Here is a 14,185-nt window from a genome sequence, read left to right on the forward strand (position 1 = left end):
GGGTGGCTTTCCTATTAATCTAAGTGATAGATTTCCATAATATCTTTGAGATATTTTTCAAAATTAATTTTTAAATCGATAAGCTTTCCGGTGTGAACATCAAACACCCAACCGTGCACTTTTAATCCTCTATCTCTATATGCCTTTTGTACTGCTGCTGTTTTAATTAAATTAACACATTGCTCTTGTACATTTAACTCTACTAATCGGTCGTATTTTTTATCTTCATATTCAATAGCGTTGAGTTCCTCGCGATGCATTCTATACACATCTCTAATGTTTCTTAACCATCCATTTAACACACCCAAATCAGCAGATTGCATGGCTGCCTTTACACCTCCACAGGCAAAATGACCACAAACAACAACGTGCTTTACTTCTAAGTGCGTTACAGCATAGTTAACAACTGACATGCCGTTTGCATCTGTACCAACCACCATATTAGCAATATTTCTATGTACAAAAACTTCACCAGGACCTAATCCCATTAAATCTTCTGCAGTAACACGACTGTCTGAACAGCCTATAAATAATAAATCTGGATTTTGTCCTTTACCTAATTCTTCAAAGTAATTTGAATCAGTAGCAAGTTTATTCTTAATCCATTTTTCATTGTTTTTAAATACATTATTCAAGTCCATAATATTGTATGAGGGCGTTAATAGAAACTATACTTTCTTCAAATTTAATGAAAATACAGCCTTTAATGGTTACTTCTAACATTCATATGACAATAGTTTTATTTCAACGATAAAAAAAAACAGCATTAACGCTACTGTCAATGCTGTTTTTCTAATCGTTTTTTTTGAATTTAGTTATTCAAAAAAAGTGACTGCTCCTGAATTAACATCGTACATAGCTCCGATAATTTTTATCTCACCGTTTTTTTCCATTTCAGAAAGTACGGGACTTTCTGCATGAATTCTATCGATAGTTAAATCGACATTCATGTGAGATACATTATCTACAAATTCTAAATTCTTAGAAGTTCTTAACTCTGGATCTTTAGGTTCTTTAACAGCGTCAACAGCTGGAGTAATTTTCTCAATAAGCTTCGTTAAATTGCCTAATTTAGCATTGTCGCAAGCTCCTTTAATGGCACCACAACTTGTGTGGCCTAATACCACAATAAGCTTTGTGCCCGCAAGTTTAGATGCAAATTCCATGCTACCTAAAATATCTTCATTTACAAAGTTCCCTGCAATACGTACACTAAAAATATCACCTAAACCTTGGTCAAAAACCAATTCGGCTGATACTCTAGAGTCTATACAACTCAAAATTGTTGCAAAAGGAAATTGTCCTTCACTGGTGTCATTTACCTGCTCTAATAAATTTCTATTTGCTTTTAAGTTATTTTGAAATCTTACATTTCCTTCTTTTAAATATTGTAATGACTTTTCTGGTGTCATTGTTGATTGGGTTTCTCTTGTATGTGCTTTCATGTTTTTCTTTTTATTCTTAGAGGTCACTGAGACCAATGTTACTGCGTTAAATTAATAGTTTTGACTTTTCTAAATGAATTAACTTAAACTGATTTTAGATTTTGGCCTCAATTGAAAAAACTCAATAAAACTTGGAGGATTTTCAACAATTCCACGTTTAGATATTAACTTAATATCAATATTTTTTTCTTTTGCTTTAAAAGCAAAATCTTCGAGAATTTCAATTATATCATAATCTAGAAATCTTGTTTTAGTTACGTCAAATTCTAAATAAGAATCTCTTGGTAACTTATCTAATTCTTTTAAGATAGCACCTTTGTTAAAGAAGGTTACTTCTTCAGCTAACACCATCTTAAATTTTGATTTTCCGTTACTTTTATCTTCAATATGAAGAAAATGAGAATTTTGATAACTTTTTAATAGTATTACAACGATACCAACTAGTAAACCTAACCCGATACCTACTAATAAATCTGTAAAAACGATTCCTATTACGGTTACAAAAAATGGGATAGATTGTTTCCATCCTAATCCGTACATTTTCTTAAATAATGATGGTTTAGCTAACTTGTAACCTACTATCAATAAAATTGCTGCTAACACTGATAACGGAATTTTATTAAGTAACGTAGGAATTAAAATTACCGAGATTAAAAGTAAAAATCCGTGTAATATGGTTGACAACTTTGTTTTACCACCAGATTGAATATTGGCAGAACTTCTTACAATTACTTGTGTAATTGGTAAACCTCCAACTAAACCTGATAAAACATTACCAGTACCTTGAGCTAACAACTCTCTATTTGTTGGAGTTACGTTTTTATCTGGATCTATTTTATCTGATGCTTCTACACATAACAAAGTCTCTAAACTAGCGACTAGGGCAATAGTAAAGGCAACAATCCAAACTTCTGGATTAGTAATTGCCGAAAAATTAGGAAAACTAAACTGACCGATAAATGAATCTAAATCTTCAGGAATTGGAACACTAACCATGTGAGCAGAACCTATAGCTAATACATCGTTATTTTGAGTTATGGTAAAAAATATAATACCTAAAACGACAACTACAAAAGGGCCTTGAATAATTTCAAAAAACTTTCCTTTTTTGCTAAATACTTTATCCCAAAGAATTAACAGTAACAAACTTATAACTCCTATTAAGGCTGCACCAGGTTGAATATTACCAAATATCGCAATTAATTCTGAAAAGGTATTACCACCATCTATTTCAAAAAACTCTAAATCCCAAGCAGAATTTTCATCATAACCGAAAAAGTTAGGGATTTGCTTTAAAATAATGATAATTCCAATTCCGGTAAGCATACCTTTAATCACAGAAGAAGGGAAATAATATCCAATAATACCAGCTTTTAAAACACCAAAAATTAACTGAATAACTCCACCTAATACAACAGCGACTAAAAAGTTTTCGTAGCCACCTAAAGTACCAATGGCTGTTAAAACTATAGCTGCTAAACCTGCTGCAGGTCCACTAACTCCGATTTTAGAACCACTTAAGGCTCCGACTACAATTCCTCCAATAATTCCAGCAATTAAACCAGAGAAAAGAGGTGCTCCACTGGCTAAGGCAATACCTAAACATAAAGGTAATGCAACGAAAAATACAACGACACTTGCAGGCAAGTCGCTTTTTAATGTTTTAAACATTTGATATAAAGATTTTATGCTATTGAATAGACTTCAATAGTTATTTTAATATTTTTTTTGGGGACAATAAATGTCTAACGAATAAAATATTAAATAAAATCGGGTGGTGGAGATATTAAATTGAGATGTGGTTTTGGATACTGTTTATACATATATCCTACACCATGTGTATTTGAACAATCATCAAATAATGTATTAGATTCTTGGTCAGTATTTTTAAAAACCAATTTTACATTATGATTTTCTTCCTCTTCTACAATACTATAAAATGAAGTGACATCTGTTGTGTCATCAAACGACACAATAATAGTAGGTGCAGAAATGAGTGCCATTAATACAATGGCAAAAAATACAGCGGATTGATATATGTATTTCTGAAACATAAGCCGCAAATATAATACGTTTGATGTTAGCGAACTGTTAAATAAGTTCTAAAAAGTTTTCAATAATTTGATGTCTTTAGCAGGAATCCAACCTGTAGAATTATCGGAAAGTTTAATTTCGTTCCAGTCCTCATACGCCTTTATAACCTGAACCTTAGTGCCTTCATGCAGTCTAAAAACCTCTTCACTAGTAGGATTAGGGTCAGATTTCACTCTACTTTCTTGTGCAAAAATAATAGCAGGATTGTCTTTTTTATTTAAACCCTCCTTTTGAAATGCCATAATTATAGAAATACAACCCACAAATAAACTTACAATACTCGTTACAAAAGCAATTCGTTTTTTAGAACTGGAATATGAAAAGTGATAAGCCAAAAATATAATGACAAACAATAGCACACCTCCTATTGCAATCTTAGCCCAAGTATCTGTATTAAAAGTGTTAACGACATTATTTATAATTCTTGAAAAACCAACATCTGGCACTTTATCAATGGCATCAATCGTCATATTTTGTGCAAATGCCAAATTATTTTTAATGTCTTCGTCGTTAGGATCTAATAGCAGAGCTTTTTCAAAATAATATATACTTGGTGCAATATTATTGAGTTTATAATTGGCATTTCCTAAGTTGTAATATAATTCTGCCGAATGTTCTTTTGAACCTAAAATAGATTCATATTTATCAATAGCTTCAGCAAATTTACCATCGTTATATAAGGTATTGGCTTCACTAAATATTTTATCGTTTTGCGCAAAACCAAAAAGGCTAAAACAACAGAACAGTAAGAAGGTAATCGCTCTCATATTATCTAAGTTGTTTATCTATTAATGAAATTGTCTTTGCTGCTTTATCATAATCATTCTGCATAGTAACTTGCGCAATAGGTGTGTAACGTGCCAATTCACAATTTTCTAATATTGAAATAAAATCTGAAACAACCTCTTTTTCAACTTTTCGTTCTGATAATAAGCTTTCAATTTTTTCTTTATTAAAATCGCTCGTTTCAATATTTAATTTTGCTTTTAAATAATTATGAAGTGCTTTTTCTAAGGCTAAATAAAACGATTCTTTTTGTCCCATCGCTTTTTTAGCTTCACTTAAATATTTTTTAGCCAATCTGTCGGCTTTTCTAATACGATTTCCTTGTACATCTGCATCGCGTGCATCTTTTTTACGCCTTACCACAATAGCTAACGGAATCGCTAAAAATGGGACTAATAACAAGGACCAAAACCCGGTAGACTTAAAAAAGGGCTCCGACTGTATGCTTAACCAATTAGAATTGGTTTTTATAAATGCAAATGTATTGGTATTAGTATTAACAGTCTGTTTAGTATCTGCCGTCGTAGCTTCTTCATTAGTTACAGCTGCTGTTGGCCCTTCTAAAACATCTATAACAATGTCATCTGAAGTAATACGCTTATAGCTTTCGGTCGCTAAATCAAAATAAGAAAATGATATATTGGGTACAGGATACTTCCCTTTATACTGTGGTACAATAGTGTACGTATCCGAAATTTTACCTTGCATACCAGTGATATTGGTACGAATATTTTCTTGGTGTTCTGGTTCGTAAACTTCTAATGAACTTGGAACGGTAAGTTTTGGCAATTCAAACAGTTTTAAATTCCCTTTACCTGAAACTTCTATTTTTGCTTGAAGCGATTCTGTAGCATTCAACTGTGATTTGGTCGTTGATACTTTAAAATCATAATTCCCAACGGCTCCTTTAAAGTCTGATGGTTTCCCTTCTTCTGGCAATGCCTTAACATTAATTGTTCTACTACCCGCTGTAACTACTCTAGGCACTCGAGTTAATAATGATCTACCAAAAATATCCGTACGTTCTGATGGTACTTCTACAGTAACATCCATTACTAAAGGCTCTAATTTTAGAGCTCCGATTTTTTGAGGATAAAGTACCGTCTTTCTTAGAATTACATATCTATACTCTTCTCCTTTATACTCTCCAACGTGAACAGGAAAACCTTTAATTTCAATATTTTGACTCCAGAAGTCGTTATATCTTGGAATATCTTTTTCTCTCCAACTATTTACACCTGTATGTTTTGAAACATATAATTTATAAACTACAGTTATAGCTTCATTTAAATACGGATTAGACTTAGACACCTCTGCGACTAAGTGTATATTTTCAGCAGCAACATCTGAGGCCGCTGCTTTTCCGTTAGGTTTGCTTACTGCTGCAGTGACATTAACCGTAATAGGAAATGTTTTATATGTGTCACCTTCTATCTCAATGGTTGCCTGCTTTATAGTAAAGTTTCCACGTTTTTTTGGTGCTAAAAAATAACTATATGTTTTTTTAAAAGAACGTTTACCGTTTACGTACTGATGACTTACGGAAGTATTTGGTCCGCCAACAACATCAAAATCTGAGAAACTAGGTGGCACAAAATTGTCTCCATCTTGGTTCATTTCAAAATCGATGCGCAAACGCTCGTTAATTCCTAACTTCTTCTTGCTCACTTTTGCTTCAAATTTTACCTGTGCAGTAGCAATACTTGTAGCAAGTATTAGAAATAATATTGATATGTTTTTAATTAAATTCATTTTTTGAGGCTATTACCTAAACGTTAGATAACATTAATTACAACATTATTTGTTTTAATTGTTCTATTTACTTTTTCCATAATAAATCTGCCAAACTCATCATTTTCTGTTGAAGGAATGTTAGCAGTAACATTTAAATTTAAGCCCTCTAAAACAAATGTGCCTTTCTGTTTTGGCTTTAGTACAGAGGTCTTAAACACCACGAGTCGGTACTTTTCCTTATTTAAAATCTCATTTTCTACATTAAAATTAGAAAGCTTAATATTTTCAACTTCAAAATCTTCTGTTGTTAAGTCGTTTTGCTCTTCATAATTAGAAATACCTATATCATGAGATACGTACAGTTTAAAACTTATACTTAAGCTGTCTTTGAGTTTTATAGTAGAATTAGAAGCTTCTGCTACCACATGAACACCTTGATCGAACTTAGAAATTAATACATTCTCCGTACTTGAATTTGTAACAGGTTTAGTTTGCGCAAAAGTCATGCTCATTACAAGCATTAAGAAAATTATAAATCCGTTTTTTAATAAATTCATATGTAATGACTTTAAGCGTTTACCAATCCTTATCCGTTTTTACTTTAGCGCCTTTTTGTTTCTCAGCATTCATTTTTTCTTGCACCTTTTGTTCCTGATTTTGCATCGCTTCTAAAATATTCTTTATCTGCTGAGGCGACATTTGACCTGGTTTTGGCTTAGGCTGTTGGTTGTTGTCCTTGTTGTCTTCCTTACCTTTTCCATCGTCCTTTTTGTCGTCTTTTGGCTTTCCGTCTTCATCCTTATCCTGGTCACCATCTTTTTTATCCTGATCGCCTTCGTCCTTCTTATCTTGGTCGTCTTTATTTTCGTTTTCGTCCTTGTTTTCGTCGTCCTTCTTTTGCTCGTCTTCCTTGTTCTGTTCGTTATCTTTGTTTTCGTCTTCTTTATTATCTTCACCTCCACCATCTTGCTGTTGTTGGTCGGCACATTCTTTTGCTAAGGCAAAATTATAACGCGATTCTTCATCAAACGGATTGTTTCTCAATGCATTCTTATAAGCTTCAACGGCTTCTTTACATTGCTCATTTTGCATTAAGATATTACCAATATTATGAAATGCTCTATGCTTTTCATCTTTTGTAGTGGCATTATTTGCTGCTTCTTGGCTTCTGTATAAGGCTTCATTAAAGCTTCCTTTTTTATAATAAGTATGTGCTAAATTATAAGCTCCTGTAGCTTTGGTTGGTGCTTCAGAAATGGCTTTTCTATATTCCATTTCAGCCCCAACGAAATTGTCTTCACTGACCAATTCATTCGCTTTATAAACTAAATTTGTCGCGTTTTTGTCGGCTTTTAATTGCTCCTTACTGAGGTCTTGAGAAAACCCAAAACTTCCAACTAAACATGTTATGAGTAAAATATAAAACTTCATAGGTGTGTGTTAATTATGAAAACGACCTCTAAATTACTAAAGCCCTATCAGACTTAGCGTTAAAGAAAATTTAAAAATTCTCATTAAACAGGTTAAGTTTCTTTAACCAAGCTGTTTTCCGTTCTAAAAAGAAGATATCTATGAATAATAGTAGAATTCCGAATGCCAAAAACCACTGAAATTGATCTTTAAAATCTGCGATTTGCTTCGATTCAAATTCTTGCTTATCCATTTTATCTAATTCATCTTTTATAGTATTTACAACATCTGCTGTATTTTTTCCATTGATATAAACTCCGTTGGCTTCTGAAGCAATCTCTTTTAAAGTAGTTTCGTCTAAACGTGTAATTACCGTTTCACCTTGGTTATCCTTTTTGTAGTTGAGAACAACTCCATTACGTTTTATAGGGATTGGACCTCCTTTGACATCACCTACACCAACGGTTAATATTCTTATCCCTTGCTCTGCCGCTTCTTCTGCTACATTTAAAGCTTCTCCATCATGATCTTCACCATCTGAAATAATGATTAACACACGATTGGCTTGATCTTCGTTATCAAAATAGGTTTTAGACAGCTGAATGGCTTCACTGATGGCTGTGCCTTGCGAAGACATCATATCAGTATTCATATTTTGCAAAAACATTTTTGCAGAAGCATGATCTGTTGTAATTGGCAATTGCGGAAATGCTTTACCAGCATACGCAATAATCCCAACACGGTCGCTCACCAAACTATTTACAATTTGTGTAACTAACTGTTTCGATTTATCTAATCGGTTTGGCGCAATATCTTCGGCTAACATACTTTTAGAAACATCTACCGCAAAGACAACATCTACGCCTTCACTACGAACGGTTTCTAATTTGGTACCAATTTTTGGGTTAACCAATGCCAACGACAAACACGCAAAAGCTGTGCAAAGCACTAATACTTTTAATACACTTTTAAATAGTGATTGATTAGGACTTAAACGCTTTAACAACGCAGAGTCTGCAAATTTTTTCTGTGCAGAACGTCTCCACAGTTGCAGCGCTACAAACAGTAAAATGATTACCGGAATTACCAGTAACGTCCAAAACCATATACTTTCATCGAGTCTAAACAAAGCTTCTAAATTTTGTGTGTCGCAATATTAATTCTATCAATAATAATAATCCTGCCAATAGCACTAATGGCCTGTATTTTTCATCGTAATTATAATATTTTGTTTCTTCTATTTCCGTTTTTTCAAGCTTATTGATTTCGTCATAGATTTGTGCTAACTTATCATTATTTGTTGCTCTAAAATACTCTCCTCCTGTTTCTTCTGCAATTTCTTTTAATAAGGCTTCATCAATTTCCACTTGCATTCTTCCATATCTAAAGGTTCCATTAGAATTAAAACCAATTGGCGACAATGCCATGCCATTTGTTCCTAAACCAATGGTATACACTTTAATACCATATTCAACCGCCAATTCGCTCGCAATTTTTGGGTCTATAAATCCTGAATTATTAACACCATCTGTAAGTAAAATAATAACCTTACTCTTAGCTCTACTGTCTTTTAATCGATTAACAGACGTGGCTAAACCCATACCAATGGCTGTTCCACCTTCAATAATAGAATTGTAATTAATATCTCTCAACGATCGTTTTACAATAGATTTATCACTTGTTATAGGTGTTTTAGTATAAGCTTCACCAGCATACTCTACTAAACCGATTCTATCATTTGGGCGACCATCAATAAAATCTGCAGCGACTTCTTTTAATGCATCTAATCGATTAGGACGTAAATCTTTTGCCAACATACTTGCCGATACGTCAATGGCCATCACAATATCAATTCCGCTAGTGGTTTTTGTTTTTGTAGATACATCTACAGTTCTTGGTCTTGCTAATGCCGTGATTAAAAGTGCTAAGGCAATTAATCGCAATGCAAAAAGAAGGTGTTTAAATTTAGACCAAAATGTCGATGCCCCTTTAAATCCTTTAATACTCGACATTTTTAATTCAGCAGTCTGCTTGCTATGTTTTAAAACATACCAAACTATGGCTATTGGTAAAAGCAGCAATACCCAGAAAAACTCTTTATTTAAAAATTCTATATTCTCTAACATTATTCTTTCTCTTCTTCAGTCTCTTCAGCTTTCAATTCTATAGAGTCTGTTATCCTTTCAATCATTTCATCTGCATAATCATCGTCTTTAGACCATGTAATTATAATCTGTTGTAAAACGTTTTCATTAGCAAAACATAATAAAGTATACTCTGCATTTATAACATTATCTGTTCCTGGCGCTTTAAAATCTGCGGTGCCAAATGTTTTTAGCCCTTCGGCATTATTAGGTGTAATAAATTTATCGGTCTTAACGACAATATTGGAAGCTCCTTCTTCTTCAAAACTTTTTATGGTTTCTTTAGACACTTCTAACAAATCAAAAGTTGGCTCATCTGTATTCTGTCCTTGTTGCGCTTGTTGTGCTTGTTTTGGCTCGTTTACCGTCGTTGTATTTATAACCACACTAAAGGCATCGAACATGGTTCCATAGGCAAAAGTAGTCATATTGAGTTTCCCTTGTGCTTCTTCCGGAAGTTGAGGGTCTACACGTTTTAAAACTTTAGGTGTCTCAATCCAAACGGGTGGAAAACCATAAGCACTTTTAACCCATTTGCCTTCTAAAAGCTCTTTACTTTCATGACCAATTATGGTGTCTTTTACGTATCCGAATCCATATTTTATACCAAAACCGACAAAAGTTGCGATGATTAGAAATAATGAAATACCAACGGTAATCCAGATTTTTCTGCGCTTCTTTTTACGCTCTTGTGCTTCTTTATATTTTTGGTCTAATAATTTTTCTTCTTCAGAAGGTTCTGGTAAGCTTACTTTAACATGATCAATGGCTTTATCTATTGTAGACTTATCCATTTCTGCAAGTGCTGTATCTGGTGCAGACTTCGCAAACTTTACCAAATCGGCACGTTTTAAAATAGATTCAATATGCTGAATTGTTTCTTTTGACAGCGGAATTTGATTGCCTTCTTTCAATAAATTTAACCTTGAAACAAGTTCTGATGTTGTACTTTCTAATGCACGATCATAGACTTTTTCATCTAAATATTTTCTAATAATAAAGGTCAATTCTGAATAATACTCTTTGACTTCTGAACGTATTAACAACTGACTTTCATCTAATTTCTGTAATGCCAATTTTGCACGATCGTAAGGTGGTAACAAAGCGATTTCCTCTTCCTCTGTTAATGGTTTAGTTCTCCAAATAAACCAATACAGTAAAAAAGCTACCAACGCAATGGCTAATAAGGCTATTAAAACCCATTTCCACCAATCACTTCCGGGTTCTTCTACTTCGATGATAGGTTTAATATCGTAGAGTTTCTGTTTTGTGGTATCAACCTCAACAGTGCTTACTTCAACGCTTAAAGAATCTGTAAAAAACGGTTGCTCACCAATTATAATTTTTTGTCTTGGAATAGTGTATGCTCCAGAATCGAATTGTGTTAGTTTATAAATTCTTGATAATCGGAAATTTGCTTCAAGTTTTGTTGTATCTATTTTTAAGGCTTCAACATTTTCTAAAGGCATAAAGGTTTGACCTTCTGGAAATACAACTAACGCTAACGAATCTGCTTCGACATTAATTTTATAGTTGATTTGTTCACCAACTCTAATTTTAGTGGTATCTATTTCTGTTGAAACTTGGGCAGAAGCGGAAAAAGAAATAAGAAATAAGAAAATAGAAAATAGACCGAAGACTGAAGACCGAGGATGGAAGACAGATACGTTCTTATTTTTCACTAATATGTTACTTATATATTTTAAACTTTTCACTTTGCGTTTCTTACTTTATACTTTTCACTTTATACTCCTTCATGCTTCACACTTCTAGCTTTGAGCTTATCGTCATCTTCTTTTAAAATAGCCTAAGAGCTTCTTTACATAGCTTTCATCTACTCTACAATCTATAGTTCCGGCTCCAGATTTTGCAAAACTGTCTTTATAGTAGCTTACTTTTTCGTTATAAAATTTGCTATAATTAAGTCTTACTTTTTTAGATGCTGTGTTTACTAACATCACTTCTCCCGTTTCTTCATCTTCCATTTGCACCATGCCTATGTTTGGAATTTCAGCTTCGTGTTTATCGTAAATTCTTATACCTGTAATATCGTGTCTGCCTGCTGCTATTTTTAGATTTTGCTTGTAATCGTCTGCCACAAAATCTGACATTACAAAAACAATCGCTTTCTTTTTCATTACATTAGACAAAAACTTAAACGCTTCCGCAACGTTTGTTTGTTTACTTTTTGGTTGAAACTCTAGCAGCTCTCTAATAATTCTAAGGACATGCGAGCGCCCTTTCTTAGGCGGAATATAAAGTTCTATTTGATCTGAAAATAAAATGAGTCCTATTTTATCGTTATTCTGAGTGGCCGAAAACGCTAAGGTTGCTGCGATTTCTGTAACGATTTCATCTTTAAACTGATTCTGTGTTCCAAACAACTCACTACCAGACACATCTACCATAAGCATCATGGTAAGCTCTCGTTCTTCTTCAAAAACTTTTATGTGAGGTTCATTGGTTCTTGCCGTAACATTCCAATCTATATTTCTTACATCATCACCAAACTGATATTGGCGCACTTCAGAAAACGTCATACCACGACCCTTAAAGGTAGAATGGTATTCTCCTCCAAATATATGATCAGACAATCGCCGTGTCTTAATCTCTATTTTTCGTACTTTTTTTAGAAGTTCTTTAGTATCCATTTTTTCAGTTTGCAGTGAGCAGTCTTCAGTTAGCAGTTACATATAAATCAGCATTAGAGTTAGCCACTGCCAACTGAATACTGATTTACTGACCACTATTTATGGTACTTCGATCTCGTTTACAATCTTATTGATAATATCCTCAGAAGTGATATTTTCTGCTTCAGCTTCGTAGGTGATTCCAATTCTGTGACGTAAGACATCATGCACTATTGCACGTACATCTTCTGGAATAACATAACCTCTTCGTTTAATAAAGGCATAACATTTAGCAGCAGTCGCTAAATTAATACTACCACGAGGAGACGCTCCAAAAGAAATTAATGGTTTTAAATCTCCTAGTTTATATTTTTCAGGATAACGTGTAGCGAAAATAATATCGAGGATATATTTTTCAATTTTCTCATCCATATAAACCTCTCTAACGGCATTTTGAGCACTTAGAATCTGAGCGATAGACACCACAGGATTTACTTTTTCGTAAGCGCCTTTTAAGTTAGCTCTTACTATTTGTTGCTCATCATCTATGGTTGGATAATCTATTACTGTTTTTAGCATAAAACGATCCACTTGCGCTTCTGGCAAAGGATATGTTCCTTCTTGTTCAACCGGATTCATAGTTGCCATCACTAAGAATGGTTTAACTAAACCAAAGGTTTCGTCGCCAATAGTAACTTGTTTTTCTTGCATAGCTTCAAGTAAAGCCGATTGCACTTTTGCAGGTGCTCTGTTAATCTCATCTGCTAAAACAAAATTGGCGAAGATTGGACCTTTTTTAATAGTGAAGTCATTCTCCTTCATATTAAAAATTAATGTACCAACCACATCTGCAGGTAATAAATCTGGTGTAAACTGAATTCTACTAAATGTTGCATCAATTGCTTTAGAAAGCGTATTAATTGCCAATGTTTTTGCTAAACCGGGAACACCTTCTAATAAAATATGACCTTGACCTAATAAACCGATGAGTAACCGCTCTACCATATGCTTTTGTCCTACAATTACCTTATTCATTTCAAAGGTTAGTAAATCTACAAATGCACTTTCTTTTTCTATCTTTTCATTAATTGATTTAATATCAACTGTACTCGTTTCTTCCATTATTTAAGGATTTAAGATCAAAACTATATTATATACCATTTCTGAAATAACTCCAACAAATGGTTTCGTAATTTTTAGAGGATGCAAAGTGTTAAATTTTTTTCTTAGTTGCTGTTAACAATTGGTTAAAAAAAAGAAAGAGTAACACCGAAGTATTACTCTTTTTATATGTATTAATCATGGATTAGGATAACTAATATTCAAATTGTCTTATTTCTGTATATATTTTTGGGTTTAAAATCATCATGCTTTCATTATCATCAAACCATATAGATTCATCGATATCTAGGTTTATACTTATATCGTAAAGGTGATTTCTTTCTAATTCTGATGTCACTAAGTTAGAAGGAGTTGCATTTCCTTTTTCTTTAATATCTAAACTAACTAAAACTTCATTTATATCCATAAAATTATTGTCACCAAGAACAAGTCTAATTTCAAAAATATGCACTGGTTTTATCTCAAAATGATCTACTAAAAGCAACTCAGAATCATTATTTAAACCACTGACGTTATGAATACCAGCATCCATAAGATCTAAGCTCACCCATGCACTTGGCACATCTACATCTTCTTTTACTCTCACTTCAATAGCTTCAATATCTAAGAAAACGGGATTGAGATTCTTTGTCGCGCTTTTTAGACTCACTGAAACTCCTGCCAAATGTTCATCGTTATTTAACTCTTCTTTTGAACAGCTAGTAGTGCACAGTAAGACAATACATGCGAAAGTAACTATTTTTAAAATGTGTAAATGCTTCATGATTTGGGTTGTTGAATAAATACAGTTCAATGATACCGTAATCGTTATGTTTTGACT

At 33.2% G+C, this 14,185-nt stretch carries 14 protein-coding genes; all 14 read right to left on the reverse strand.

Annotation, left to right across the window (positions count from 1 at the left end):
- Window positions 1-14: 14 nt before the first annotated feature.
- The 14 genes from ITJ86_RS15165 to ITJ86_RS15230 all read right to left on the reverse strand — a co-directional run bounded on the left by ITJ86_RS15165 (window position 15) and on the right by ITJ86_RS15230 (window position 14,128).
- Entirely contained in the window at window positions 15-641 is a 627-nt protein-coding gene (locus tag ITJ86_RS15165; RefSeq protein ID WP_195872504.1) for a carbonic anhydrase, read from the reverse strand.
- Window positions 642-815: 174 nt separating this feature from the next.
- Window positions 816-1,472, reverse strand: a complete 657-nt coding sequence (locus ITJ86_RS15170) for a carbonic anhydrase family protein (protein ID WP_317190638.1) — start codon at window positions 1,470-1,472, stop codon at window positions 816-818.
- Between the two features lie 51 nt (window positions 1,473-1,523).
- Window positions 1,524-3,116, reverse strand: coding sequence for a SulP family inorganic anion transporter (locus tag ITJ86_RS15175; RefSeq protein WP_195872506.1), 1,593 nt, complete (start codon window positions 3,114-3,116; stop codon window positions 1,524-1,526).
- Window positions 3,117-3,205: 89 nt separating this feature from the next.
- Entirely contained in the window at window positions 3,206-3,499 is a 294-nt protein-coding gene (locus ITJ86_RS15180) for a hypothetical protein (protein WP_225035389.1), read from the reverse strand.
- 48 nt (window positions 3,500-3,547) lie between these two features.
- Window positions 3,548-4,306: a tetratricopeptide repeat protein gene (locus ITJ86_RS15185; RefSeq protein WP_195872507.1), complete on the reverse strand. Its 759-nt coding sequence runs from the start codon at window positions 4,304-4,306 to the stop codon at window positions 3,548-3,550.
- A 1-nt stretch (window position 4,307) separates the two neighbouring features.
- Window positions 4,308-6,077: a BatD family protein gene (locus ITJ86_RS15190; protein ID WP_195872508.1), complete on the reverse strand. Its 1,770-nt coding sequence runs from the start codon at window positions 6,075-6,077 to the stop codon at window positions 4,308-4,310.
- Between the two features lie 23 nt (window positions 6,078-6,100).
- Window positions 6,101-6,616, reverse strand: coding sequence for a BatD family protein (locus ITJ86_RS15195; protein WP_195872509.1), 516 nt, complete (start codon window positions 6,614-6,616; stop codon window positions 6,101-6,103).
- A 19-nt stretch (window positions 6,617-6,635) separates the two neighbouring features.
- The gene (locus ITJ86_RS15200; RefSeq protein WP_195872510.1) at window positions 6,636-7,490 is read right to left on the reverse strand and encodes a tetratricopeptide repeat protein; all 855 of its coding nucleotides are present in this window, start codon (window positions 7,488-7,490) and stop codon (window positions 6,636-6,638) included.
- A gap of 70 nt (window positions 7,491-7,560) precedes the next feature.
- Window positions 7,561-8,598, reverse strand: a complete 1,038-nt coding sequence (locus ITJ86_RS15205) for a vWA domain-containing protein (RefSeq protein ID WP_195872511.1) — start codon at window positions 8,596-8,598, stop codon at window positions 7,561-7,563.
- A complete protein-coding gene (locus tag ITJ86_RS15210; protein WP_195872512.1) occupies window positions 8,591-9,595 on the reverse strand; it encodes a vWA domain-containing protein in 1,005 nt (334 codons plus the stop codon). The genes ITJ86_RS15205 and ITJ86_RS15210 overlap by 8 nt, the downstream gene beginning before the upstream one ends.
- Window positions 9,595-11,295, reverse strand: coding sequence for a hypothetical protein (locus ITJ86_RS15215; RefSeq protein ID WP_317190639.1), 1,701 nt, complete (start codon window positions 11,293-11,295; stop codon window positions 9,595-9,597). Before ITJ86_RS15215 ends, ITJ86_RS15210 begins: the two co-directional genes overlap by 1 nt.
- A gap of 105 nt (window positions 11,296-11,400) precedes the next feature.
- On the reverse strand, window positions 11,401-12,264 hold the full coding sequence (locus tag ITJ86_RS15220; protein ID WP_195872513.1) for a DUF58 domain-containing protein: 864 nt from the start codon (window positions 12,262-12,264) through the stop codon (window positions 11,401-11,403).
- Between the two features lie 99 nt (window positions 12,265-12,363).
- Window positions 12,364-13,365, reverse strand: a complete 1,002-nt coding sequence (locus tag ITJ86_RS15225; RefSeq protein WP_195872514.1) for an AAA family ATPase — start codon at window positions 13,363-13,365, stop codon at window positions 12,364-12,366.
- A 193-nt stretch (window positions 13,366-13,558) separates the two neighbouring features.
- The gene (locus ITJ86_RS15230) at window positions 13,559-14,128 is read right to left on the reverse strand and encodes a DUF4382 domain-containing protein (protein ID WP_195872515.1); all 570 of its coding nucleotides are present in this window, start codon (window positions 14,126-14,128) and stop codon (window positions 13,559-13,561) included.
- Between the last annotated feature and the right edge of the window lie 57 nt (window positions 14,129-14,185).

Origin of the sequence: Winogradskyella marina, from assembly GCF_015645385.1 — a bacterium.
In the GTDB taxonomy this organism is placed as follows: Bacteria; Bacteroidota; Bacteroidia; order Flavobacteriales; family Flavobacteriaceae; genus Winogradskyella; species Winogradskyella marina.

Bases quoted from the DNA above. Each gene is read 5' to 3' on its own strand.
- ITJ86_RS15220 (WP_195872513.1), bottom strand. From the start codon at position 12,264: ATGGATACTAAAGAACTTCTAAAAAAAGTACGAAAAATAGAGATTAAG.
- ITJ86_RS15185 (WP_195872507.1), bottom strand. From the start codon at position 4,306: ATGAGAGCGATTACCTTCTTACTGTTCTGTTGTTTTAGCCTTTTTGGT.
- ITJ86_RS15195 (WP_195872509.1), bottom strand. From the start codon at position 6,616: ATGAATTTATTAAAAAACGGATTTATAATTTTCTTAATGCTTGTAATG.
- ITJ86_RS15210 (WP_195872512.1), bottom strand. From the start codon at position 9,595: ATGTTAGAGAATATAGAATTTTTAAATAAAGAGTTTTTCTGGGTATTG.
- ITJ86_RS15230 (WP_195872515.1), bottom strand. From the start codon at position 14,128: ATGAAGCATTTACACATTTTAAAAATAGTTACTTTCGCATGTATTGTC.
- ITJ86_RS15200 (WP_195872510.1), bottom strand. From the start codon at position 7,490: ATGAAGTTTTATATTTTACTCATAACATGTTTAGTTGGAAGTTTTGGG.
- ITJ86_RS15165 (WP_195872504.1), bottom strand. From the start codon at position 641: ATGGACTTGAATAATGTATTTAAAAACAATGAAAAATGGATTAAGAAT.
- ITJ86_RS15190 (WP_195872508.1), bottom strand. From the start codon at position 6,077: ATGAATTTAATTAAAAACATATCAATATTATTTCTAATACTTGCTACA.
- ITJ86_RS15225 (WP_195872514.1), bottom strand. From the start codon at position 13,365: ATGGAAGAAACGAGTACAGTTGATATTAAATCAATTAATGAAAAGATA.
- ITJ86_RS15180 (WP_225035389.1), bottom strand. From the start codon at position 3,499: ATGTTTCAGAAATACATATATCAATCCGCTGTATTTTTTGCCATTGTA.
- ITJ86_RS15175 (WP_195872506.1), bottom strand. From the start codon at position 3,116: ATGTTTAAAACATTAAAAAGCGACTTGCCTGCAAGTGTCGTTGTATTT.